Source organism: Thalassospira sp. GO-4 (genome assembly GCF_023588965.1).
In the GTDB taxonomy this organism is placed as follows: domain Bacteria; phylum Pseudomonadota; class Alphaproteobacteria; order Rhodospirillales; family Thalassospiraceae; genus Thalassospira; species Thalassospira povalilytica.
This window is the reverse complement of record NZ_CP097807.1, coordinates 1,925,800-1,949,013: the sequence shown is the minus strand read 5'-3', so window position 1 is coordinate 1,949,013 and position 23,214 is coordinate 1,925,800. Positions and strand designations below refer to the sequence as shown.

Here is a 23,214-nt window from a genome sequence, read left to right as displayed (position 1 = left end):
ACAAGGTTACTCCTCGTCCAGGAGGGTCTGGGCGATGGCTTCTATGTCACGGGCGGCATCGCAATTCGGATGGCGGGTCAAAAGCGGCGTCTGATTGCGAATGCATTCCGAAACGCGCGCATCGGCCCGAATAACGCCAAGCAGCGGTGGCGAAATTTTGAGGAAGCCCTCACACGCCTTGAGCAGCTTGTTATAGATCGCCTGACCTTCTTTTTTGTCCTTGGCCATATTGATCACCACCCGGATATCTGTTTTCGGACGGGCCATATGGGTGATCTTGATAAAGGCATAGGCATCGGTCAGTGACGTCGGATCGCCATTGGTGATGACAATTACGGTATTGGCAAGGCCGGTCATCTGGCGCACGCCCTGATCAACGCCCGCACCAAGGTCAATCAGGACCTTGTCATAGGATTTCCCGGTTTGCAGAAGATCGTCGGAAAGGGCCTGCAAACGGCTGGCCGGAAGGTTGGCGAGACTGCCCGAACCACTGCGACCGGCGATGATGTCAAAACCGCCATCGGGGAAATGGGTGATGGCGTCTTTCAGGCTGATGCGCCCGGAAATGACACCGCCCAGATCATGCTTGGGCATCAGGCCAAGCTGAATGTCGATATTGGCCAGACCAAGGTCGCCGTCAAACAGAAGCGCGTTATGCCCTTCGAGCACCATTGCATGGGTGAGCGTAATGGAAAACCAGGTCTTGCCCACGCCGCCTTTACCAGACGCGACGGCAAGAACATTGCGGCCTCTGGTGCGCGGGGCAGTTTTGGGTACAGCATCAGACTTGGTAGTCATTTCACGACCTCGGAGAAGCTCGGTTTTGCGGTGTCAGCGCGATGGGACGGTATCAGAAGTTTAGCCAAGGCAAGGGGACTTAGCGCGGTCAGGCCGTCCGCAACCTGGGCTGTCATACTGACATTGCAAAGGGAAAGATTTCCTGAATCCGCACCGTATAGCGCACCACCAAGGCGGGCGACAACATCAAGACGCGATATCATGACACGCGTCGCCCCCCCATCAGCAAAGGCATTGGCGATATCGGCGGACTCATAGGCATCAATCCCTGCCGGGTTAACCAGTATCGGTTCACTCGGAATTGCCTTCATGAATTCACAAAGCGTGCCAATATCGGTTTCAAGATACGGATTGCAGCTTGCCGTATCGATCAGGATCACATCGGCTTCGCGGATATCGGCAAAGCGCGATTTAAGTTCATCGGGTGACTTAGCCTGAAGCAGCTCGACCTTGAGAATACGGGTAAAAGCTTCAAGCTGCGCGATGCCGCCAGCCCGTTTGTAATCGGTTGAAAGAACGGCAACTTTGCGTTTTTTCATCACCGCACGCGCAGCTGTTTTGGCAACGGCCAGCGTCTTGCCCGAACCGGGTGGACCGACAAAGGCCAGGGCGCGCGGCGTGTTTTTTTCAGGCAGCGGTGAGAAATCAAAAATTTCATCAAGCGCCCCGGCCAGAAGTTGCTGCGCAGAAGCGGCCGCGGTTTCGCGTGCCATGATGTCACACAGGCGAATGCGCAGCCGTTCCGGCAAATTATGCCGCGTCAAGGCGGCTTCTGCGGTTTCAAGCTGTTCCTGCAAGGCCGGGGCAGGGGCAATATCGTCATCAAAATCAGGATCGCGATCAAGGGCCGCGGTCAGGCGCACGCCGCTTCCCGGGATGTCCTGGGTCGAAACGATGATGGCATCCGCGCCCATGTGCTCTTTTACAAGGGCCATGGCCTCGGTCATTGTCGGGGCGGTAAAGGTCTTAAGACGCATCAATCCCCCCTGTCATTTCCCTGACCACAATGCCGGTGGTCATGATGTTGTTGATCATCAGACCTGCCCCAATGTTTTCAATTGTGCCTTGGGATGAATTTCGTTCTGCGACATCACCACGGTGCTTGGGCGGAAGCGTTCAACGATCGAGCGCACATAGGGACGAATGCCCGGGCTGGTCAAAAGAACAGGTGATTCCCCCATCATGCCCAGCCGTTCAAACGTGGTGCGGACCTTGTTGATGAATTCCTGAAGCTGGCTTGGCGGAATGGAAAGCTGCTTTTCCTCGCCGGAACCGACAAGGCTTTCGGCAAAGATCTGTTCCCATTGCGGTGACATGGTCACCAGCGGAATGACGCCATCCTGATTGGTGTTCACATCCGACAGTTGGCGCGCAAGGCGCGAACGCACATGTTCGGTCATGAAGGTCGGGTTGCGGGTAAAGGCGGTGGATTCCGCAATCCCTTCAAGAATGGTCGGCAGATCGCGGATCGATACGCGTTCGGTCAACAGGTTCTGAAGCACGCGCTGAACACCACCAACCGATACCTGACCCGGAACGATGTCTTCGACCAGTTTCTTCTGATCTTCATCAAGTTCATCAAGCAGCTTTTGCGTTTCGGCATAAGACAGCAATTCGGGCATGTGGTCCTTGATCACTTCGGTAATGTGGGTCGTGATCACGGTTTGCGGGTCAACCACGGTATAGCCGCGGAACATGGCTTCTTCCTTCATGCCCTGTTCGATCCACATGGCCGGCAGGTTGAAGGTCGGCTCCATGGTCTTTTCGCCCGACAGGGTGATTTCCTCGCCGCGCGGGTCCATCACCAGCAACATGTTCGGGCGCAGATCACCACGGCCGGCCTCGATCTCCTTGACGCGCAGCACATAGGTATTGGCCGGAAGCTGCATATTGTCCTGAATACGGACCGAGGGCATGACAAAGCCCATGTCACCGGCAAGCTGACGGCGCAGGGCCTTGATCTGGTCGGTCAGTTTCTGACCGCGTTCGGTACTGATCAGCGACAGCAGGCCATAGCCCAGTTCAAGCCGCACATAATCCATGCGAAGCGCATTGGCGATCGGTTCTTCGGGCGGTGGGGCGGCGGCTTCTGCGGCGGCCTGGCTTTCCTTCATCTGTTCTTGGACGACGGCGGCCTTTTGGCGCTTGCCCATGTAATAGGCCAGATAGCCAAGGCCGACCGCCAGACCAAGGAACCAGACCATCGGAATGCCCGGCAGAAGCGACATGCCCGCCATCAGGGCTGCGGCAACGCCAAGGGCAGCAGGGTAGTTACTGACCTGGCCAAAGACGGCCTTTTCGGTTGCGCCATCAAGGCCGCCCTTGGTGACCAGAAGACCGGCCGCGGTCGAGACGATCAGGGCAGGGATCTGTGATACCAGACCGTCACCCACCGTCAGGATGGTATAGGTTTCCGTTGCCTGACCCAGTGACAGGCCCATCTGTGCGGTACCGATGATGATGCCGCCAACCACGTTGATAAAGGTGATCAGAATACCCGCAACCGCATCACCACGAACGAATTTGGATGCACCATCCATGGAACCGAAGAACGAACTTTCGTCTTCGAGTTCCTTACGGCGTGCCTTGGCTTGTTCTTCGTTGATCAGGCCCGATGACAGATCGGCGTCAATCGCCATCTGTTTGCCGGGCATGGCATCAAGGGTAAAGCGGGCGGCAACTTCGGCGATACGGCCAGAACCCTTGGTGATCACGACAAAGTTGATGATGACAAGGATGGCAAAAACAATGATCCCGATGACGAAATTGCCCGAAATCAGGAAGCTGCCAAACGCCTCGATCACGGCACCGGCGGCATGTGTGCCTTCGTGACCATGACCAAGGATCAGGCGTGTGGTCGCAATGTTCAGGGCCAGTCGAAGCGATGTCGCGACCAGAAGGATGGTCGGGAACGAGTTGAATTCAAGCGGCTTTTGAATGAACAGCGACGTCATCAGAATCAGCACGGAAAAACTGATCGATAATGCCAGCATGAAATCAAGCAGCCATGGCGGCATCGGGAACATCATGACCACAAGGATCATGATAAATCCAAGCGCCATGGCGATATCGCCACGCTTCATTGCCGATGCAACACGCGACTGCACGGCGCCGAAATTTATGCCTCCGGACGCACCGCCACCCTGGCCGTCAGAGCCGCCAGAACCAGTCGGTGTGATATCTTGACCTTCGGCCATGGTGTTTGCTTGTTATCCTGTTGGTTGCTCTGTGTCGCTTGCGCTTTTGTTGGTTCCCCTTGATATGGGGCGCGCAAAGCCGGATGTCATCGTCAGTCCTGGCCATCACCCGGGGCGGGAACTGCCAGACCTTCGTCGGTATATTGGCGCAATTTGTTGCGCAATGTGCGGATCGAAATGCCCAGAATATTGGCCGCGTGCGTACGGTTGCCAAAGCAATGTTTCAGGGTATCAATGATCAGATCGCGTTCAACATCGGCCACGGTACGCCCGACAAGGGCGGCGGTTATGGACCCGTCATTGCCATTACCCGTGTCGGTGTCATTCGCATCGGACCCATTTTCATCGGATGTGGCATGTGCCGGTTCGACCGGGGCCTGTGGCGTTGGTTGGGCTGGTGCCGGTGTGCCGGACTGATAGGCCGATGATGCCGCCCCATAGGCCGCATTCGCATTGGCGTAGGCCGAACTTGCGCGTGCTGATGCCGGGGAAGCAGGGGAAACAGGGGCCGCCGGTGCGGGCGATTGCGTATCCGGGCTTGTCTGGGTGCGTGCGGGTTCGCTGCTGCCGGTGCCCGACAGCATGATGGCCTCGGGCCCGATTTCATCGGGACCGGCGGTCAGAACGGCACGGTGCATGGTGTTTTCAAGTTCGCGCACGTTGCCGCGCCAGTGATGGGACAGCAGACGCTGGATGGCCAGCGGGCTGATCGGGCGGATCGGCACATCATTGGCATCGGAGTATTTCTTGACGAAAAATTCGGCCAAAACCGGAATGTCATCGGGACGTTCGCGCAAGGACGGAATATCAAGATTGACGACATTCAGGCGGAAATACAAATCTTCGCGGAAGTTGCCGGCATTGACTTCGGCCTCGAGATTGCGGTTCGAGGTCGCAAGAATTCGGACATCGACCTTGACCGGGGTTTTGCCACCCAGACGGTCGATTTCCTTTTCCTGGATCGCACGCAGAAGCTTGGCCTGAAGACGGACATCCATTTCGCTGATTTCATCAAGCAAAAGGGTCCCGCCATTGGCTTCTTCAAACTTGCCGATACGCCGCGCCTGTGCGCCGGTAAAGGCCCCTTTTTCATGACCGAACAATTCGGATTCAAGAAGGTTATCAGGGATGGCAGCACAGTTGACCGCAACAAACGGCTTGTCCGCGCGGTTGGACTTACGGTGCACATAGCGTGAAATGATTTCCTTGCCGGTGCCGCTTTCACCGGTGATCAGGATCGAGGCCGAACTGTTGGCAACCTGGGATGCCAGACGCAGCGTTTCGGCCATGCGCGCATCGCGATGGATCAGCGCATGGCTTTCTTCGGTCACAGCTTCGAAGATGGCCGCAATCAGATCTGCTTCGGGCGGAAGGGGGATGAATTCCTGGGCACCGGCCTTGATCGCATTGACCGCACCATTGACGTCATTGCCAATGCCGCACGCAACCACCGGAACATTGATGCGTTCCTTGCTGATCGCATCGATCAGGGCAGCCACATCAAGGGCGATATCGGCCATCACCAGATCAATGCGGTTGCCTGCCCGCAGGATATTAAGCGCAGTCGTGACGCTTTCGGCCAACTGGACCGATGCGCCGCGCGCCATTGCGATCTTGCTGGCTGCGCCTATCTGTCCGCCCAGTCCACCAACGATCAGTACCTGCATAGTCTCATCTCTTTCCGATCATTTCCAGATGGCCCCGGCGACCTGCCCATATGGACGGTTTTCGGGGCCGGAATATTCACGTTTCAGATCAATCGAAATAGCTGACGCGTTTTGACGGCGGCAGGATCGAGTTGATCAGCATTTCCAGACGGCGCGGGTTTTCCTGACGGCCGATGGAAACAGCGCCGACCATATAGACCGAATTCAGAAGTTCTTCGTCGCTCGAGTTACGTTCAAGTTTACCGGCAAGCGGCATGAACACCATGTTGGCCAGAACCGCGCCATAGAAGGTCGTCAGAAGCGCAACCGCCATGGACGGACCAATTGACGATGGATCATCAAGGTTGCCAAGCATCTGCACCAGACCGATCAGCGTCCCGATCAGGCCCATGGCCGGGGCAACGTCACCGGCCTTTTTCATGATGTTCGCACCTTTCTGGTGGCGGCCGATGGTAGCGTTCATGTCTTTGCGCATGATCGCTTCGACTTCTTCGGCCGGCGTGCCGTCAACAACCAGCGACAGGCCTTTCCACAGATATTCTTCGCTTTGCAGACTGTCGAGATGCCCCTGAAGGGAAAGCACGCCACCTTTACGGGCGATTTCGGCCAGCTGCAGGATTTGCAGCGCCGCATCCGCAGGATTGCGCGACTTATGGAAAATCGTCCGCATCAGGATTTTGCCCGAGCCAAGAAACTCGCCCAGTGCAAAACTGACCGCGGTGATCGCAGCCGTACCGCCGATAACAATCAGCACAGAAGGGATATCGATAAAGGCACCCGGCGAGCCGCCGAAAATAATCGCGGCAATCACCAGCGCAAAACCGATGATCAGTCCCCCGACTGTCGCAATGTCAAACGACGTTTTAGTCCCCCCTTCGGCCATAGTCGCAGATCCTCTCTTACGTTAGCTTTTCTCAGATTTGATGATTTCCGTCATGGTCACACCAAGACGATCTTCCACAACCACCACTTCGCCACGTGCGACCAGACGGTTGTTCACATAGATATCAATAGCTTCACCAACTTTGCGGTCAAGCTCTACGACAGCACCACGACCAAGTTTCAGCAACTGACTGACCTGCATGGTTGCTTTTCCAAGGACGGCAGAAACCTGGACGGGAATGTCATAGACGGCTTCAAGGTCCTTGGATGTCTTCATTTGCTCGCTTCCGGCTTCGGCAGCGGCAAGAAGTTCGGTACCTTCGCCCTCCAACTCGATATGATCGTCGTCAAGTTCCGAGAGTTCGAGATCGTCATCATCAGCCATTTTCGTCTCCTGCGTCTTTGGTCGGTTGCTTCACAGCAGCCTGCTTCTCGGCGTCGGTCGGCGTCGCAGCCGGTTCTGTTGCAGCATTTCGAGGCGGTTGGTTCTGCCCCTGAGATACCTGTGGCGCGGCCTGCGGTCCGGATTGCATGGCGGTCGTGTCCCCAGTGCCCTGCGGTCCGGTTGTGGGTTGCCCTTCGTTGTTTTTTGTCTCGCCCGCGGATCCTGATGCCGGTTGGGTACCAGGTGCGGGTGCTTTTGCCTGATCTGCCGGGTTTTCCAGTGCGTTGTCAGGTTTCGGCATTGCATTATCTGTCGATGTTTGCACATTCCGCGCGTCGGTGCCATCGCCTTCTTTGGGCGCGGTGTTTTGGCCTGTTGCACTATTTTGTGCAGGACCGGCATTCGCGGCTGCCATATCGGGTTTCGCATTGCCAGAAACCTGGGGCGGGGCGGGCTGCGCCGGGGTTTGTACCGTGGTTTGCGCTGGCGTGGCAGCCGGGCCGTTATGTGGTCCGGCTTGCTGTGCCGCCGGTCCCGTTTGGGGCGATGCGGGCGCACTGTTTGATTGTGTTGCCTGTGCCCCCGGATTTGCCGGTTGGCCCGGATTGGCGGATTGCGGTGCCGGTTGTGGCGCGGGTGCGGTTGCCGCGGGCTGCGAAGGCTGGCTAGCCGGGGCGGGCGGAGTAGGCTGCGCTGTGGCAGGGGTGGGTTGTGCCGTGGCTGCCTGTTCCGGTGCGGCTGTTGCCGGGGTTTGCGCAGATGTTTGCGCAGGCGTTGGTGTCGACGCCTGATCTGGTGCGGACTGCGCGTTTTGGGATGCCGGTTTTTCCGGCGCGGGTGTGGCCTGAATTTCCGGGTCACCCATGTCGCTTTCGGGCAGGTCGTGTTCACTGGCATGCAGGCTCAGGGCATTTTCAATAATGCCATTGATTTCAGACCAGACGCGCGCACTGTCACGCACAGCCGTACCGTCGCCCCACGATACCATGCAATCACCAACCGCGACATCGGGTTCGCCAACAACGACGACCTTGCCGGAAAAGCCCCGCGATTCCGCAATGCGATGGGCGACTTCGACCAACTGGGTTTCAAGCCCCGGATTGACCTTGATCATCACTTTCGGGGCGTCAAACAGATTGGCCAGACATTGGCGAATGATGTCTTCGATTTCGACAAGCTGATATTGCTTTGACCAGGCCGGAGCCAGTTTGCGAATGACCCCAAGCGCAACGTGAATGGCGTCTTCGTTGATTTTGGCATTGGCGCGTTTTTGCTGTTCGTCGATCTGGCCCAGCTTCTCGGCAATTACGGATTCAACATCGCCGATGGCCTTTTCGACAGATGCCATGACTTCCTGATAGCCTTGTTCAAGCCCCTTGGCGTGACCTTCGGCATAGCCTTGCTCGTGGCCTTTCTGTTCGGCCTCGGCAACCATCTGGGCGGCTTGTTCTTCGGTATAGACGGCCGGGGGCGGCGGTGGCGTGTCGTCTTTTTTCTTTTTCTTCTTTTTGCCCAGCTCGTAATGCTCATCATCATCGCCGGCAGAACGGATCACGTTGTCTGCGTCGTCGAAGCTTAGGGCAAAAGTGAACTTTTCAATGGCCGTCATATCGAACTGTTAAACCGCCTTGAGCGACAAAAGGAAGGCAGCCAAAGGGCTGCCAGTGAGCCGTCGACTGATCGGAACATCAATTTTCCTGATACAGCCAGTTGCGAATGATCGAAAGAGCTTCTTCCGGATGCTTTTCCACGATCTCGCCGATTTTCTTGACCGAGGATGCCTTAACGCGGCCTTCGACCTGCGACAGGTTGATCAGTTCCTCGCCGTCATCCATGCCCGGGGCCATCGGAACCGGTGCCGGTCCTTCAAGGGCCGGCGTGCCTTCGGCGGTCATGTCATCTGCCAGAAGCTGACGCTGGGCCATGTCCGCTGCACTTGGCAGGGTTTCAAACGCACGGGTCAGAAGCGGGCGAACCACCAGCAGGATGACCAGGATGGCGACAATGGCCAGAACCAGCATTTCAGCAATGCGGAAGATTTCGGCTTTGTCCAGACCAAGGAAGGTCTCGATTTCTTCATCCGGGAACAGATCACCGGCATCGGCGAACTGCATGTTGATGACTTCGACCTGGTCGCTGCGCTGCGGGTCATAGCCGATCGCGCTGCGCACAAGGGCTGCGATCTTTTCGAGATCCTCGGGGGAGCGTTCCTGATACTGACGTTCGCCATTCTCGTCGGTGGTATAGGTCCCGTCGACAAGGACTGCGACAGTAACGCGCGAAATTTCGCCGATTTCCTTGACCTGGGTCGTCGTGGTTTTGGAAATTTCGTAATTTACGGTTTCTTCGGACCGGCTTTCCTGACTTTGGGCGCCGGCACCGTTGGCCCCGCCAAGGTTGGGATCAGGCAGGTTGTTTTGCAGGGTAACCGGATCGGTGCCTTCGGTCTCGGAATTGGTCGAGTTTTCTTCGATCGTCTGGCTTGAACGGATCACACGTTCATCCGGGTTGAACCGTTCATCGGCAGTGGTGACCTTGTTGAAGTCCATTTCAACGGAAACTTCGGCACGCACTTCGCCATATCCAAGCGACCGTGACAGCAGATCTTCGATCGTATTGCGCAGGCGGCTTTCAGTGCGGATGCGCATTTCATCGGCCGTCTGGGTCAGGAAGGTCGATGATTGCTGTTCGCCATCGCCGCGCGCCAGAAGGCGACCACGTTCGTCGATGATCGAAACCTTGCTTGGCTGCAACTGCGGAACGGCGGCCGCGACCAGATGCTGGATGGCGACAACCTGTTCGGGTTTGAGTTCACCACCGGACATCTTGACTGCGATCGATGCACTGGCTTCCTGGGTTTCGCGCGAGAACATCTGACGTTTTGGCAGAACAAGATGCACACGGGCCTGCTGGATCGACTGGATCGATGCGATGGTGCGGGCCAGTTCGCCTTCCAGGGCACGAACATGGTTGATATTCTGCTCAAAGCTGGTGGCGCCAAAACCGTCGGAATTGTCAAAAACTTCATAGCCGACAGAACCGCCGGCGGGCAGGCCGCTTTCGGCCATGCTCAGGCGCATGCGGTTGACCTGATCGGCGGGAACCAGAATTTCCGTGCCGCCATTCAGAAGCTGATACTGGACTTGCTGATCTTCGAGACGGTTAACGATCTGGCTGGCATCAGCCGGCGACAGATCGCGATAGAGCAGTTCCATATTCGGCGCGGATACACGCAAAATCAGGAAGGCAAAGAATACAAGCAGCAACACACCCACGCCGCTGATGGCCATCAGGCGTGTAGGTCCAAGACTCTTGAGTGTTTGCAACAAGCCGCCCACGTTCGACTGCTCCGAAACCAAATTTAACCACTGTCCCCGATGCGGGTCGGTCCATACGGAATTCGACCAGCATCAACAACGAATAGTTCTCCATGCTGAAGAACAGGTTAACAACCGGCAATTTTTGCCCAGTTGCGTGATTCAAATTCACCAGTGATTTGAATCATTTGTATCTTTGTTGACCGGTTTGGCCTGCGTTTAATGTAGTGAGTCATTGTGCCAAAAAGAAGCCCGGCACAAGTGCCGGGCGAGTCCCTGTAAAAGCAGAACATCGCAGGGCGGGCTAACGCCCTGCAACAGATATCAATTACCGTTTGATCCGGATCAGCTCGTCGAGCATTTCATCGGTCGTGGTAATCGTCTTGGTGTTCGCCGAGAAGGCACGCTGGGTCACGATCATGTTGGTGAATTCTTCACCGAGATCGACGTTCGACCCTTCAAGGGCGGATGCCACAACGTTACCGGCACCGTTCAGGCCCGGTTCACGCAGCAGATAGTCACCCGATTCACGTGTCTGGCGGTAAACGTTGCCAGTGTGGTTTTCCATTTCATCGGGGGCCTCGAAGGTGGCGATTGCCAGCTTGTAGACCGGGCGTTTCACACCGTTGGCGAATTCGACTTGCAGGAAGCCTTCTTCGGTCAGGGCGTAGTTCACCATGGTCCCGGCCTGTGCGCCGTTCTGGTTGATGAAGTGGGTGGTGTAATTGACAAGGTTACCGTTTGCATCGGCACCGGCAGCGAACTGCGTGATACCGTTACCAAGGCCGATGGTCCCGAAATCAAGGCTGAAGGTGCTGTCATCGGCACCATTGGTCCATTCCGCAGAAATATCGGCATCGTCAAGGTCACCGGTCGTGCCGACAGTTACACCGCCGATGGTTGCTGCAACACCAGTAAAGGTCTGAAGGTTGCCCGACCCGTCAAAGGTGATGATACCAGCCTGAATAAGACCGTTCGGGTGATCTGTCGCGTCGAGTTCACCAGCTGTGGTGTTGCCGGTCAGCTCAAAGCCCCAGCGGTTCTGACCAAGTTTCACGACCTGAAGGTTGACCGTATGGGCCGAACCCAGCGAGTCATAAATCGTGACAGGCATGGTGTTGTCTTCGGCAACAGTGCCGGTTGCAAGGTTACCAGCAACATAGGTCGGTGCCAGGGTGCCCGGCACACCCGGAACCGTGATGCCGGTTGCACTGAATGGCGTGCCGGTCACGTTGGCAAAGGTCACGCCCTGATCGGCAAAGGCCGCAGTCAGGGTCAGGGTATCGTTGGTGCCGGTTGTGGTGGTTGTCGCATTGATCCCGGTCACGGCACTGATGGCAGCGGCCAGATCTTCAAGCGTGTCACCGGTACTGATCGTGATGTTGGTTGTCGTACCGTTATGGGTGATGCTGAACTGGTCACCGTTGTTGATACCGGCAAGGGTGGTCAGGTCGGTGGTGTCATAGTCGATACCGGTCGTGGTCGAGGTGGCGGTGCCACCTGTCACAGCGGTTTCGTCAGCGTTAAGGTTCGCACCGAACTCGATCGAGGTCGTCGAAGCCGCAGCCGTCAGGATCGAGTTGATGTCGAGAACCTGAAGATCCGTAACAGCCGAGCTGTTTGATGTCGTGGTGTTACCATTTGCATCAAGAAGCGTACCTTCACGGTCGGTTGCCCAACCCTGAACATAGTAGCCCGCCGTATTGCGCAGATAGCCGTCATCATCAGGCTTGAAGTCACCGGCGCGGGTAAAGAACAGTTCGTCATTCGTGCCCGGGTTCGCATTATCGCGGACGATAAAGAAACCGTCGCCGGAAATTGCGGCCGCCGTGGTCGATGACGTTGCCTGAAGCAAGCCCTGCTTGCTGATCAGGGCAGTCGGGTGGAACAAGACACCGCCCGGGGTGTAACGGGTGTTGGTGGCGGATTCCGTCACCAGGGTCGAAAAACGACCAACCGTACCCTTGTACCCGATGGTATTAAGGTTCGAGATGTTGTCCGAAATGACGCCCAGGTTCTGCGACTGCGCGTTCAGGCCGGATACACCGGAAATCATTGCACCAAAAAGGCTCATTTTTCTTCTCCTGCACTTACAGGGTGTTGATCAAAATCGGAAGAAAGCCCTCAGGCTGCTTCGTCCTGTTCGTCACTTCCGGTATCATTGCCGCCCGTGTTCGTATCTGTAGAGCTCGCACCCAGCTTGACGTTGGTAAGGGTCGAGAACGGTACAGAGACGTCACCAATGCGGAGATAGATGTCGCTATCGTCGATATCGACACTATCGACAGACCCGATGATGCCAATGGCAACAGATGCAGGTTTGCCTTTGTCAGTCTGGAATGTGTCGCCGTTTGCGGCCATCGGCTTGAGAACCAGGGTATAGGCCCCGGCTGCCTGTTCGACGCCGCTATTGTTTTTGCCGTCCCAGGTAAAGGACTGCAGACCGGACACATCGGTAAGTTCTTCGGAATAGATGGTTTTGCCGCTCTGATCCTGAATCTGCAGTTGCAGACGCGGAACTTCGGGCGAAACGTTGTATTTGTATTTCAGCTCGCCGCCTTCTTCGAGCCAGTTGGTATCACCAACGGCTTCGATTTCGGCCCCGACATAGGACAGGGCAGAAAGCTGACGCTGCTGACTTTGCATCGCAATCAGGTCTTCGAGGTTCTTGTTGCTCTGGATACCCTGTTCAACCTGGGCGAACTGGCTCAGTTGGTCGGTGAATTTATCACTTTCCATCGGCGAGGTCGGGTCCTGGTTCTTGAGCTGGGTGGTCAGAAGCGTCAGAAACGTATCAAAGTTCTGCGCAAGCTGGCTTGCCGAGCTGCTGGACGCGGCGTTGGTATCGCTTTGGGACAGACCAACGTTGGTTAGGGATGAAATGGCCATGGGAAGTTCCCTCTACCTTTCCTAGATCCGAATATCGACAAGGCCGTTGGGATTGATCCCATAGCCAATGCCAACATGTTCGGCGAGTTCGGCTCCGCTCAGGATGTCGCCATCGCCCGGGCTGCTGCCCTGGTTGGCGGTCATCCGAGATTGGCTCTGGCCTTCCTGACCCCGGCCACCTTGATCTCTGTGTTCAAAGGTGAAGCTCTGACTGTCTGCATTCAGGCCGGCATCCTTAAGAGCCTGCTGCAATGCACGGGAATCCTGGCGCAACATGTCCAGTGTTTCGCGTGTATCTGCCTGAATGACACCCTGGATACGGCCATCGTGGCCGATCTCCATTTTCACATCCACCCGCCCAAGATGTTCAGGGCGAAGCTGGACCGAAATTTTATCAACACCGTCACTGGCGGCGTTTTTGATCGACACGGCAACCTGCTGCTGGACCTGCTGGGCGGGGGCCTGACGCGCGGTCTGTGCGGTTTGGCCACCGGTATTGGTCTGATGCAGGCTGTTGGTGCTATTAAGCTGTCCCGGCGCGGTCTGGGCGGTTGCTTCGCTTGCGCCGGCTGCTGTTACCGTGCCATTTGCAGCGGCATTCGCCTGTGCCTGCGGGCTGCCAGCTGCATTTTGCATGTTCTGGGCACCGGCTGCTGCGGCCATGGCTTGCTGTGCTGCCTGTGCGGTTTGTGCCGGGTTGGTTGCGGTTGACTGTGCACCATTGGCGTTTGCCGACTGGCCATTGACCGTTGCGTTGGTGATGCCTGTTGCGTCGGTTTTGGCTTTGCCATCGGCGCTCATTGCATCAACAATGCGCGACAGGAATTTATCAGACGAGACGTCATCACCGGCGGTCGTATCCACGCCATTCATCGCCATTTTTGCCGATGAAGCGGCGGCCGGCTGCGAGAGTGCTGTTGAACTCATCAGACCGTCGGTCGTGCCATCGCTGGCAGCTGCATTGGCGGCCATTCCCGGATTGACCTGACCGTTTGCCGGTGTGCCGTTCTGGCCGTTGGTGCCGGCATTTGCATTGATTGATTGCGATGCGGCGGCCTGTGCTTTGGCCAGATCAATCGCCTGCTGCGATCCCGGAAGCGGGACGGTCTGGGCGGGCTGATTGGGATCGGTTACGGCAAGCTCGACCTGGGTGTCGTTACCTTCGGCAGTTTCTTTATCGCCAGCGGCAGATTTTCCATCTTCCGACGGTGCGCCATCATCATCAGAGGCCGCGACATTTCCGTCAGAAGGCTGATCGCTATCTGCGCTTTGGGTTTGATCCTCAGCGCGGTCGGCATCACGGCTGCCGGTATCGACATCGCGATTGTCATCGGCCTTGCGATCATCGGTTTTGCCATGATCGTCGCGGTCATTGCGCTCTGCGCGCATCGGTTCATCATCGCGTTTGTCATCGGAACGTGATGCGCTTTTGGCATCGTCATTTTCAATGCTGCGATCGGCATGCCTCTCTGCGCGGCTATCGTCCCAGGTGCTCTGGGCAGATTTTGCCGTGTCATATTTGATCTGGCTTTTGCGCTCCGACCAGTTTTCCGTGATCGATGCCATGACATCGCCAAAGCCCGAACCCGCACTTTCATTGGCGGTTGAGCCCGGAATGGAGATGGTTGGCATGGTGCTGTTTGTAATCGCAGAGCTGTTCATGACCTTGGTCCTTTTGGAAACAGTGTCAGAACATTTGCAAGCGCCGGGCCAGTTTCAGGTGTTAACAAATTGTATAGAATTTCAGCGCCTTAGCGGGCTGTTACCGGCAGGGGAAATTTTTGCCCGACCTGTCTATCCCCCCGGAACCGGGCAAAAATGATCCTGTTTCGGGAGGGCCGCAACGAATGGCTTGGCTCAGACATGCAAAAGGCCCCGACAAATATGCCGGGGCCTTTATGCGGGGCAAATGACCGAATTTGTTTCCGCGATCCGGATCAGGCCGAAATTGACAGGCCCGATTTTGCCGGTGCGGGCGCTTCTTCGGTGCCCGATGCCGTATCCGGTGCTTCGATCTGTTCCGATGCGGCGGGTGCCGGGCGGTCCTGCTGGGCAATCATGATGGCCTGACGCAGTTCGCCTTCGCTTTTTTCAGCCAAGGCAGCCCACGAATCACGAAGCGGTGTCAGAAGACGGGCGACTTCATCGGCAGGTGCCGGGTCATTCTTGCGATCAACATCCATCAAGCGGATCAGGCAATGCGCATAAAGGCGCTCCAGATTGGCGGCGATTTCGCCACCCTGTTCCATATCCAGCGTATTTGAAAGATGGGCAATCAGTTCCTGTGCGCTGCAATTCGCGTTGCAGCGCCCCTGAATGTCGTTGCGCTCAATCGCGTTCTTTGCCTCTTGCAAGCGCGACAGGGTCTTTTCGAACAGCATATACACCATCTTGGCGGGTGAAGCTGTATTGACCTGCTGGTGCTTGTACGTTTGGGCGGCGTGTTCATTCATGCGACACTCCTTGGTATGCGACGCGTCTCTTTAGTGTGCATGTATGGCATGGAAAAGTTAACTACTATCTTTACCTGCAGCCATCAATTCGTCGAGAGAGCTCTGAATGTTCTTCATCCGTGCGAGGGCAGATTCCATCGCAATGAACTGATCCATCAGGACTTCTCGCTGTCGGGAAAGGCGGTCGTCGATCCGCTCAACTTTTTCGTCATAGGACGTGTTTTGCGTTTCGAGATCCGAAATTGCCTGGGTCAATGTGCCGTTTTCATCATCCAGGATTGAGTCGAGTTCAAAATAGAACTGCGCACCAATACCAACAGATGTGGTCACAGTGGCCGTGTCGTTTGCCAGACCATCGCCACCATAAATCAGGCGAAGACCATCGGCTGTACGAATGCTGTTCCCGGTCACAACGGCGTTTTTGCCCGTCGTGGTCACGCCATCAACCGTGATGTCATAGGTCACGCTGGTGATGGCACCGCCGGACGCATTGATGTTGAAATCATAGGTCGCGGCATTGGTCTTGTTGCTAAAGCCGGTCATGGTGACGTCGGAATTGTTCGATTTCCCGCGGAACAGGAACAGTTCCATCACCTCATCGGGCTCATTGAGCAGGGCCGCATTCAGGGCTGCTTCATCGACTTCGATGGTTTTGCTGACAAGCGGGTCTTCGTTCGAGCCATAGGCCACGAAATCCAGACCGATTTCAGCCAGTACCGAATAGTCATCCTCGCCTGCACGGTCGGTTACACCATTGGCAAAGGAACCGGCAATCTGCTGAAGTGCGGACTCAATACTTTTGACAGACGTATTGCCAAGCAGAATCGCGTCTTCGGATGCTTCGCCGGTAGTCGGATCGACAAAGGTCTTTTCGTTGATAAAGGTCTGAACCGCGTTATAGGCATCGACGAAGTCAAGGATTGCCGTTTTCGCCTGGTTCAGGTCCTGTTCGATCTCGATCGTGATTTCGGTGCCCGGTTCGGCATCATAAAGGCTGATGGTCAGGCCATCGATCAGATCGGAAAATTCGTTGGTGCCACGGGTAACGGTAATGCCGTCAAGGGTAATGGAGGCATCATTGCCATCATCAATCACATTGGCGGCGTTGATCGTGGTCGGATCGGTCAGAATGCCCAGACTTTGCAGGACGTTACCGGTATCGTCACTAAAGGACATCCGGTTATCAACGCCTTCTTCGGTCGAGGTGAAGATGATCGTACTTTCGGTCGCCGAAACCTTGATAACAGACGCCTGAACGCCGGTGGTGTCCTTGACGTTGTTGATCTTGTCGCGAATATCCTGAAGCGTATCGCCAGCCGAAACCGTGATCGACGAACTGCCCACACCACCGGTAATGGTGAAGCTGCCAGTGCCGGTAAGACCGGTGACGTCTGCGCTTGCCGCGACGGCCTGGGTATCACTGGACAGTTTGTGCTTGCTTGCGACATCGACGATTTCAAACTTATAGCTGCCGGTCGCCGCAGCATTGGTCGCGGTAACCCCCATCAGGGACCCGGCGTCGCTGCCGTTCGAGGCGGCGAAAATCTGTTTTGCTTCGAAGATGTTCTTCGATTTGTCGAAACTGGTCGCACCATAAAGGTTCGCCATGGAATCCTTGAGCGTACCAACAAGGGTTTGCAGCTCTTTCAGGGCGGCAATTTTTTCGTCGTTTGCTTCGATGCGTTTTTCAAGATTGTCCGCAGGAATACGACGGGCAGCAATCATCTGGTCGACAGTGTCGACGAAATCGATGTTGGATGAGCCGCCAGACAACTGGACGCGGCCGTTATCGCCAACATAGATGTTATTTAAATTCAAGCTGCTCATTGGTTTAGCTCCTTGGGCGCGCCCGGTCGATTTTGCCTATGTGCGGACGTATCTGTCCGAAATGTTTGCAAAAACCGTGCCTGATGTGCCCGCTGGTCCCGTTAAATTTCTTCGTCCACGAAGCTGCCGAGATATTCGCGCATCTGGGAAAACAGTTGCTGCAACTCTTTGGACGGGATTTCACGCAGGACATCGCCGCTTACGCGATCGGTAACCTTTGCGACAACACGACCGGTGTCCTGATTAAAGTTCAGCTCGACACGTGCCGATCCGTCAGCGACATCAGGCAGATCAAGGCTTGCCAGCGCGTCCTGCAATTCTTTGGGAACAGCAGACTGCTTTTCTGCCGACTTCGCAGCAGTGCTTGCCGCGGTCGTGTCGATTTTCGGGGCAGGTGCAGGCGACGCAGCAGCGTAACTGCTGCCCGCTGAACCTGGTGAACTATAACTGTTGTTTACAACTTCCATTTTCCTAAGCTCCTAAGCCGCCATCCTGTGACAGCAGGATGTCTTGTTGAATTACAAAGGCAATCCAACATGGACGTGCCCAAGTGAGACAGCGTGCTTACTGCAACAGACGCAGCAAATTCTGCGGCATCTGGTTTGCCTGTGCAAGCATTGCTACACCGGACTGAACAAGGATCTGCTTGGAGGTGAAGGCGGTCATCTCGGCCGCAACATCAAGGTCAAGCAGGGTCGAACGCGCAGATTCAGTGTTTTCCTGCGTGGTTGCAAGGTTCTGTCCCGCAAAGTCCAGACGGTTCTGGGATGTACCCACGGCTGCACGTGCGCGCTGTAGATCGTCAATCGCGCGGGTGACAACTTCAACCGAAGACTGCGCATTGGCTGCGGTGCTGATCGCAGTCGCGCCAAGGTCCTGCAACGATGTCTGGGTTCCCAGCGCACCGGCACCCAGGGTGTCGGAATCAACCGCGTTCAGGGTGATCGAAAGACGGTCATTTGCGGTGTTGCCACCACCGACCTGGAATTCGATGGAACTCTGAAGCTGCTGACCGTTATCGGCTGCCATGGATACGATATTGCCGGTTGCGGAGTTGATGCCGCTCGCGCCAAAGGTTGTATCAGTGCCAAAGTCGGATGCGCCGGTATTGTCAGCGCGAATAGCTGCAACAGACGTCGAGAAGTTGGTGTTGACTGTGAAAGTCAGACCCAGTTCGTCAAAATTAAGCGTCGCATTTTCGCCGGCGCTAATAGCGGTCGTGCCGCCTGTTCTATAATCGGTGATATCAATTGACTGCGTGCGATCAGCGGCACCGTCGATGGTGCTGGTAACGGTCATGATGACCTGGTCGCCCGCACCGTAATTGATATTGACTTCGAAGCTGTTGTCAGTCAGGTCGGTGTCGGTATCTGTTGCCCAATAATTGTTATCGGTAATGACAAAATTATCAAAACCGTTTACCGGAACAAGGGCCTGTCCTTGTTGACCAGCCGCCAGATCACCAAACTCAAGTGCCACGTCACCGCCATCGCCCAGCAGCTGAATGCCGTTGAAATTGGTGGAAGATGCGATACGATCGATTTCTTCACGCAGCTGAACGAATTCATCGTTTAGGAAGCCGCGTTCAGTGTCTGAAAGGTTGCCAGAGGATGCCTGAACAGCCAGCGTTTTCATACGCACAAGGATGTTATCGATGGTTGCCATGCCGCCATCGGCGATCTGGAGCATCGAGTTGGCCTGGCCAACGTTTACAGAAGCGGTTTTAAGGGCCTCGGTCGTCGCGTTCAAGCGGGCGCCGATGGCCATGGAAGCTGCGTCATCGCGCGCGGAAACCACACGCGTACCGGACGACAATTTCGACAGCGAACGGGTCGCCATCGTGTCAGAAGCCGAAAGGTTACGGTGTGCTACGTTCGCAGCATAGTTCGAAATAATATTAAGAGCCATGACGCATCTCCTACTTGGACAGCTCTGAACAACATCTTGCTGTTCGTATCCGGCACATTTGCCAGAATTGCTTTTGCTGTTCTACATGGCAACAAAAGCGAAACTACAGGTAAGATGAAATATACTTTTAGGTTAGTTGCCTGTCCAGTGAAAAAATTAATCTGTAGTTAATCATAAAAAACAAAAGGTTAGTGGGTCGGAAAATATTGTCCTGTTGCCAAAGTCGCAGATTTCAAGGCGAATCCGAGCTGGATTTACTCGGATACTGTATATTGCAGTGCGGGAGACGTCATTCGTATAGGTATGCTTGTGGCTGTTCTGGTTGTGGGTGCTGTGTCGTGTGGTTGCAGTCGGTTTACAATTTCGAGGCAAGCAGCAGGGCAGTTTCGTCTTCGGTGATGGTGTAACGTCAACGTGGAGCGAGGAGCTGTAGTCATCCTCTGCGGAGCTCATGCGCGCCAAGGCCAGAAGATGGTATTGGTCACCACGAAATAAAAAAAGGCGGCCAAGAGGCCGCCTTTTCGTGAATTTTCAGGTCGCCAGGATTACTGGAGCAGACGCAGCAGGTTCTGCGGCATCTGGTTTGCCTGTGCGAGCATGGCCACACCGGACTGAACCAGGATCTGCTTGGAGGTGAAAGCGGTCATTTCCGCAGCCACATCAAGGTCAAGCAGGGTGGAGCGTGCCGATTCAGTGTTTTCTTGCGTCGAAGCAAGGTTCTGACCAGCAAAGTCCAGACGGTTCTGCGAGGTACCGACAGCAGCACGTGCGCGCTGCAAGTCGTCAATCGCACGGGTGACAACTTCAACGGTGCTCTGAGCAGCGGCAGCAGTTGCAATGTCAACAGTTGCGGCATTCAGAGCGGTTTCAGTGCCACCAACGCCGGTTCCGAGGGATCCGGAGTCAACGGATGTCAGGTTGATCGACAGACGGTCGTTTGCGGTGTTGCCACCACCAACCTGGAACTCGATGCTGTTTGCCAACTGCTGGCCATTGTCAGCTGCCATGGTGACGACGTTACCGGCAGCAGAGTCAAGGCCGGAGCCATTGAAGTCGGTGTCGGTGCCGAAGTCGGATGCGCCGGTGTTGTCAGCGCGGATTGCAGCGACCGAAGCCGAGAAGTTGGTGTTAACCGTGAAGCTCAGACCAAGTTCGTCAAAGTTCAGGGTTGCGCTTTCACCTGCGCCAATCGCCGTGGTGCCGGCTGTCCGGAAGTCGGTCACGTCGATCGACTGGGTACGGTCAGCAGCGCCATCAATGGTGCTGGTGACGGTCATGATGACCTGGTCGCCGGCGCCATAATTGATATTGACCTCGAAGTTGTTATCGGTGAGGTCCGTATCGGTATCGGTCGCCCAGTAGTTGTTGTCGGTGATGGCAAAGTTGTCAAAGCCGTTTACCGGAACAAGGGCTTCACCAGATCCTGCTGCTGCAAGATCGCCGAACTCGATAGCGACATCACCACCGTCACCCAGCAGCTGAATGCCGTTGAAGTTGGTGGAAGATGCGATACGGTCAATCTCGTCACGCAGTTCAGTGAATTCGTCGTTCAGGAAGCCGCGTTCGGTATCGGACAGGTTGCCCGAAGAAGACTGAACAGCCAGCGTCTTCATACGAACCAGGATGTCATCGATGGTTGCCATGCCGCCATCGGCGATCTGGAGCATCGAGTTTGCCTGGCCAACGTTAACGGTTGCCGTTTTAAGGGCCTGGGTGGTTGCGTTCAGACGTGCACCGATCGCCATGGAAGCGGCATCGTCACGTGCAGAAACAACACGGGTACCAGAAGACAGCTTCGACAGCGAACGGGTCGCCATCTCGTCAGATGCGGTGAGGTTACGGTGCGCAACGTTGGCGGCGTAGTTTGAAATGATATTGAGAGCCATTTTTCATCTTCCTACTTGGAATGAGTGCTGAAACGACATGTAACAGCGGAATGGAACCCTGAAGTTCTTCTTGAACAACATTTATGGGAACCCTGTTAGATATTGATAATCGAATTTCTTTTGGCGTCTACAAAAAATTCAAACTACGGCTGATATTGATATTAACATATTGAAAATAAATAAATAAATTTTATAAATCGAGGTCGTATAAATCGAGCATCTCTGCTTGTAGGGTAGGATCAGGCCGAATCGAAGAGACTCGAACCTATAGTTTTTCAACTGCCATTTCTTTGCCTGGCTTAGAATGGTCGGGGTGCCCAGTGATGGCGGCTGTGTGTAATGAGTGGCCTTCGATAGGTAGTAAACAAAAAAGGCGGCCTGTTGGCCGCCTTTTCGTGAATTTTCAAGTAGCCAGGATTACTGGAGCAGACGCAGCAGGTTCTGCGGCATCTGGTTTGCCTGTGCGAGCATGGCCACACCGGACTGAACCAGGATCTGCTTGGAGGTGAAAGCGGTCATTTCCGCAGCCACATCAAGGTCAAGCAGGGTGGAGCGTGCCGATTCAGTGTTTTCCTGCGTCGAAGCAAGGTTCTGACCAGCAAAGTCCAGACGGTTCTGCGAGGTACCGACAGCAGCACGTGCGCGCTGCAAGTCGTCAATCGCACGGGTGACAACTTCAACAGTGCTCTGAGCAGCAGCAGCGGTTGCAATGTCAACAGTTGCGTCATTCAGAGCTGTTTCAGTGCCACCAACGCCGGTTCCAAGGGATCCGGAGTCAACAGATGTCAGACTGATCGACAGGCGGTCATTCGCGGTGTTACCGCCACCAACCTGGAACTCGATGCTGTTTGCCAGCTGCTGGCCATTGTCAGCCGCCATGGTGACGACGTTACCGGCAGCAGAGTCAAGGCCGGAGCCATTGAAGTCCGTGTCGGTGCCAAAGTCGGATGCACCGGTGTTGTCAGCGCGGATTGTGGCGACCGAAGCCGAGAAGTTGGTGTTAACCGTGAAGCTCAGACCAAGTTCGTCAAAGTTCAGGGTTGCGCTTTCACCTGCGCCAATCGCCGTGGTGCCACCCGTACGGAAGTCGGTCACGTCGATCGACTGGGTACGGTCAGCAGCGCCATCAATGGTGCTGGTGACGGTCATGATGACCTGGTCGCCTGCGCCATAATTGATATTTACCTCGAAGTTGTTATCGGTGAGGTCCGTATCGGTATCGGTCGCCCAGTAGTTGTTGTCGGTGATGGCAAAGTTGTCAAAGCCGTTCACGGCAACGAGGGCTTCACCAGATCCTGCGGCAGCAAGATCGCCGAACTCGATGGCGACATCGCCACCATCACCCAGCAGCTGAATGCCGTTGAAGTTGGTGGAAGATGCGATACGGTCGATCTCGTCACGCAGTTCGGTGAATTCGTCGTTCAGGAAGCCGCGTTCGGTATCGGACAGGTTGCCCGAAGAAGACTGAACAGCCAGCGTCTTCATGCGAACCAGAATGTCATCGATGGTTGCCATGCCGCCATCAGCGATCTGGAGCATCGAGTTTGCCTGGCCAACGTTAACGGTTGCCGTTTTAAGGGCCTGGGTGGTTGCGTTCAGACGTGCACCGATCGCCATGGAAGCGGCATCGTCACGTGCAGAAACAACACGGGTACCAGAAGACAGTTTCGACAGCGAACGGGTCGCCATCTCGTCAGATGCGGAAAGGTTACGGTGCGCAACGTTCGCAGCGTAGTTCGAAATGATATTGAGAGCCATATTGTAACTCCTACATGGATAGCTCTGGTGGACATGTCCACCAAAAGAGTCTGGCAAGCGCCAGTGCTGCAATTGCAGCCTGCACAGTCATCCTGACTGCACCAAGCAAAGCCTAGCTTTATCATGCTATACTTAAGGTTGATGTACTGTCTACGAAAAAATTAAGTAACCCTTAACAGTCACTTTTGATCATTTAATCATGAAAATGAAAAAGGGGGCGGTTATGACCGCCCCCTTTGTAAGGTCG

The 23,214-nt window shown here is 55.5% G+C and carries 17 protein-coding genes; all 17 read right to left on the bottom strand.

Annotation, left to right across the window (positions count from 1 at the left end):
• Nucleotides 1-6 precede the first annotated feature (6 nt).
• Complete coding sequence (locus M9H61_RS09150; protein WP_068518016.1) at nucleotides 7-798, bottom strand: MinD/ParA family protein; 792 nt, start codon at nucleotides 796-798, stop codon at nucleotides 7-9.
• On the bottom strand, nucleotides 795-1,775 hold the full coding sequence (locus M9H61_RS09145) for a GTP-binding protein (RefSeq protein ID WP_250284695.1): 981 nt from the start codon (nucleotides 1,773-1,775) through the stop codon (nucleotides 795-797). Before M9H61_RS09145 ends, M9H61_RS09150 begins: the two co-directional genes overlap by 4 nt.
• Nucleotides 1,776-1,832: 57 nt before the next feature.
• Nucleotides 1,833-3,995: a flagellar biosynthesis protein FlhA gene (gene flhA / locus M9H61_RS09140; RefSeq protein ID WP_068518014.1), complete on the bottom strand. Its 2,163-nt coding sequence runs from the start codon at nucleotides 3,993-3,995 to the stop codon at nucleotides 1,833-1,835.
• A 92-nt stretch (nucleotides 3,996-4,087) separates the two neighbouring features.
• Nucleotides 4,088-5,662 (bottom strand): sigma-54 dependent transcriptional regulator, encoded by a 1,575-nt coding sequence (locus tag M9H61_RS09135; protein ID WP_250284694.1) that lies wholly within the window; start codon nucleotides 5,660-5,662, stop codon nucleotides 4,088-4,090.
• An 88-nt stretch (nucleotides 5,663-5,750) separates the two neighbouring features.
• Nucleotides 5,751-6,545: a motility protein A gene (locus M9H61_RS09130; RefSeq protein ID WP_068518012.1), complete on the bottom strand. Its 795-nt coding sequence runs from the start codon at nucleotides 6,543-6,545 to the stop codon at nucleotides 5,751-5,753.
• A gap of 21 nt (nucleotides 6,546-6,566) precedes the next feature.
• On the bottom strand, nucleotides 6,567-6,929 hold the full coding sequence (gene fliN / locus M9H61_RS09125; RefSeq protein WP_044827611.1) for a flagellar motor switch protein FliN: 363 nt from the start codon (nucleotides 6,927-6,929) through the stop codon (nucleotides 6,567-6,569).
• The gene (locus tag M9H61_RS09120) at nucleotides 6,922-8,538 is read right to left on the bottom strand and encodes a FliH/SctL family protein (RefSeq protein WP_250284692.1); all 1,617 of its coding nucleotides are present in this window, start codon (nucleotides 8,536-8,538) and stop codon (nucleotides 6,922-6,924) included. Before M9H61_RS09120 ends, fliN begins: the two co-directional genes overlap by 8 nt.
• A 79-nt stretch (nucleotides 8,539-8,617) precedes the next feature.
• On the bottom strand, nucleotides 8,618-10,219 hold the full coding sequence (fliF, locus tag M9H61_RS09115; RefSeq protein ID WP_068518010.1) for a flagellar basal-body MS-ring/collar protein FliF: 1,602 nt from the start codon (nucleotides 10,217-10,219) through the stop codon (nucleotides 8,618-8,620).
• 355 nt (nucleotides 10,220-10,574) lie between these two features.
• Complete coding sequence (locus tag M9H61_RS09110) at nucleotides 10,575-12,320, bottom strand: flagellar hook protein FlgE (RefSeq protein WP_101248081.1); 1,746 nt, start codon at nucleotides 12,318-12,320, stop codon at nucleotides 10,575-10,577.
• Nucleotides 12,321-12,370: 50 nt separating this feature from the next.
• Entirely contained in the window at nucleotides 12,371-13,135 is a 765-nt protein-coding gene (locus M9H61_RS09105) for a flagellar hook assembly protein FlgD (RefSeq protein WP_068518008.1), read from the bottom strand.
• 21 nt (nucleotides 13,136-13,156) lie between these two features.
• Entirely contained in the window at nucleotides 13,157-14,797 is a 1,641-nt protein-coding gene (locus M9H61_RS09100; protein ID WP_250284690.1) for a flagellar hook-length control protein FliK, read from the bottom strand.
• Nucleotides 14,798-15,072: 275 nt separating this feature from the next.
• Nucleotides 15,073-15,588, bottom strand: coding sequence for a flagellar export chaperone FliS (fliS, locus tag M9H61_RS09095; RefSeq protein ID WP_101248079.1), 516 nt, complete (start codon nucleotides 15,586-15,588; stop codon nucleotides 15,073-15,075).
• A gap of 57 nt (nucleotides 15,589-15,645) precedes the next feature.
• Entirely contained in the window at nucleotides 15,646-17,415 is a 1,770-nt protein-coding gene (gene fliD, locus M9H61_RS09090) for a flagellar filament capping protein FliD (protein ID WP_250284688.1), read from the bottom strand.
• Between the two features lie 101 nt (nucleotides 17,416-17,516).
• Complete coding sequence (locus M9H61_RS09085; protein ID WP_068518003.1) at nucleotides 17,517-17,882, bottom strand: flagellar protein FlaG; 366 nt, start codon at nucleotides 17,880-17,882, stop codon at nucleotides 17,517-17,519.
• Between the two features lie 97 nt (nucleotides 17,883-17,979).
• Complete coding sequence (locus tag M9H61_RS09080) at nucleotides 17,980-19,323, bottom strand: flagellin (RefSeq protein WP_228194335.1); 1,344 nt, start codon at nucleotides 19,321-19,323, stop codon at nucleotides 17,980-17,982.
• A gap of 545 nt (nucleotides 19,324-19,868) precedes the next feature.
• Nucleotides 19,869-21,209 carry a flagellin gene (locus M9H61_RS09075; RefSeq protein ID WP_250284686.1) on the bottom strand — a complete coding sequence of 447 codons (1,341 nt, stop codon included), beginning with the start codon at nucleotides 21,207-21,209 and terminating at the stop codon, nucleotides 19,869-19,871.
• Nucleotides 21,210-21,626: 417 nt separating this feature from the next.
• Nucleotides 21,627-22,967, bottom strand: a complete 1,341-nt coding sequence (locus M9H61_RS09070; RefSeq protein ID WP_228194332.1) for a flagellin — start codon at nucleotides 22,965-22,967, stop codon at nucleotides 21,627-21,629.
• Nucleotides 22,968-23,214: the final 247 nt, after the last annotated feature.

Excerpts from the sequence above, each read along its gene's own strand:
- M9H61_RS09150 (WP_068518016.1), bottom strand. The coding sequence starts at position 798 with ATGACTACCAAGTCTGATGCTGTACCCAAAACTGCCCCGCGCACCAGA.
- M9H61_RS09145 (WP_250284695.1), bottom strand. The coding sequence starts at position 1,775 with ATGCGTCTTAAGACCTTTACCGCCCCGACAATGACCGAGGCCATGGCC.
- flhA (WP_068518014.1), bottom strand. The coding sequence starts at position 3,995 with ATGGCCGAAGGTCAAGATATCACACCGACTGGTTCTGGCGGCTCTGAC.
- M9H61_RS09135 (WP_250284694.1), bottom strand. The coding sequence starts at position 5,662 with ATGCAGGTACTGATCGTTGGTGGACTGGGCGGACAGATAGGCGCAGCC.
- M9H61_RS09130 (WP_068518012.1), bottom strand. The coding sequence starts at position 6,545 with ATGGCCGAAGGGGGGACTAAAACGTCGTTTGACATTGCGACAGTCGGG.
- fliN (WP_044827611.1), bottom strand. The coding sequence starts at position 6,929 with ATGGCTGATGATGACGATCTCGAACTCTCGGAACTTGACGACGATCAT.
- M9H61_RS09120 (WP_250284692.1), bottom strand. The coding sequence starts at position 8,538 with ATGACGGCCATTGAAAAGTTCACTTTTGCCCTAAGCTTCGACGACGCA.
- fliF (WP_068518010.1), bottom strand. The coding sequence starts at position 10,219 with ATGGCCATCAGCGGCGTGGGTGTGTTGCTGCTTGTATTCTTTGCCTTC.
- M9H61_RS09110 (WP_101248081.1), bottom strand. The coding sequence starts at position 12,320 with ATGAGCCTTTTTGGTGCAATGATTTCCGGTGTATCCGGCCTGAACGCG.
- M9H61_RS09105 (WP_068518008.1), bottom strand. The coding sequence starts at position 13,135 with ATGGCCATTTCATCCCTAACCAACGTTGGTCTGTCCCAAAGCGATACC.
- M9H61_RS09100 (WP_250284690.1), bottom strand. The coding sequence starts at position 14,797 with ATGAACAGCTCTGCGATTACAAACAGCACCATGCCAACCATCTCCATT.
- fliS (WP_101248079.1), bottom strand. The coding sequence starts at position 15,588 with ATGAATGAACACGCCGCCCAAACGTACAAGCACCAGCAGGTCAATACA.
- fliD (WP_250284688.1), bottom strand. The coding sequence starts at position 17,415 with ATGAGCAGCTTGAATTTAAATAACATCTATGTTGGCGATAACGGCCGC.
- M9H61_RS09085 (WP_068518003.1), bottom strand. The coding sequence starts at position 17,882 with ATGGAAGTTGTAAACAACAGTTATAGTTCACCAGGTTCAGCGGGCAGC.
- M9H61_RS09080 (WP_228194335.1), bottom strand. The coding sequence starts at position 19,323 with ATGGCTCTTAATATTATTTCGAACTATGCTGCGAACGTAGCACACCGT.
- M9H61_RS09075 (WP_250284686.1), bottom strand. The coding sequence starts at position 21,209 with ATGGCTCTCAATATCATTTCAAACTACGCCGCCAACGTTGCGCACCGT.
- M9H61_RS09070 (WP_228194332.1), bottom strand. The coding sequence starts at position 22,967 with ATGGCTCTCAATATCATTTCGAACTACGCTGCGAACGTTGCGCACCGT.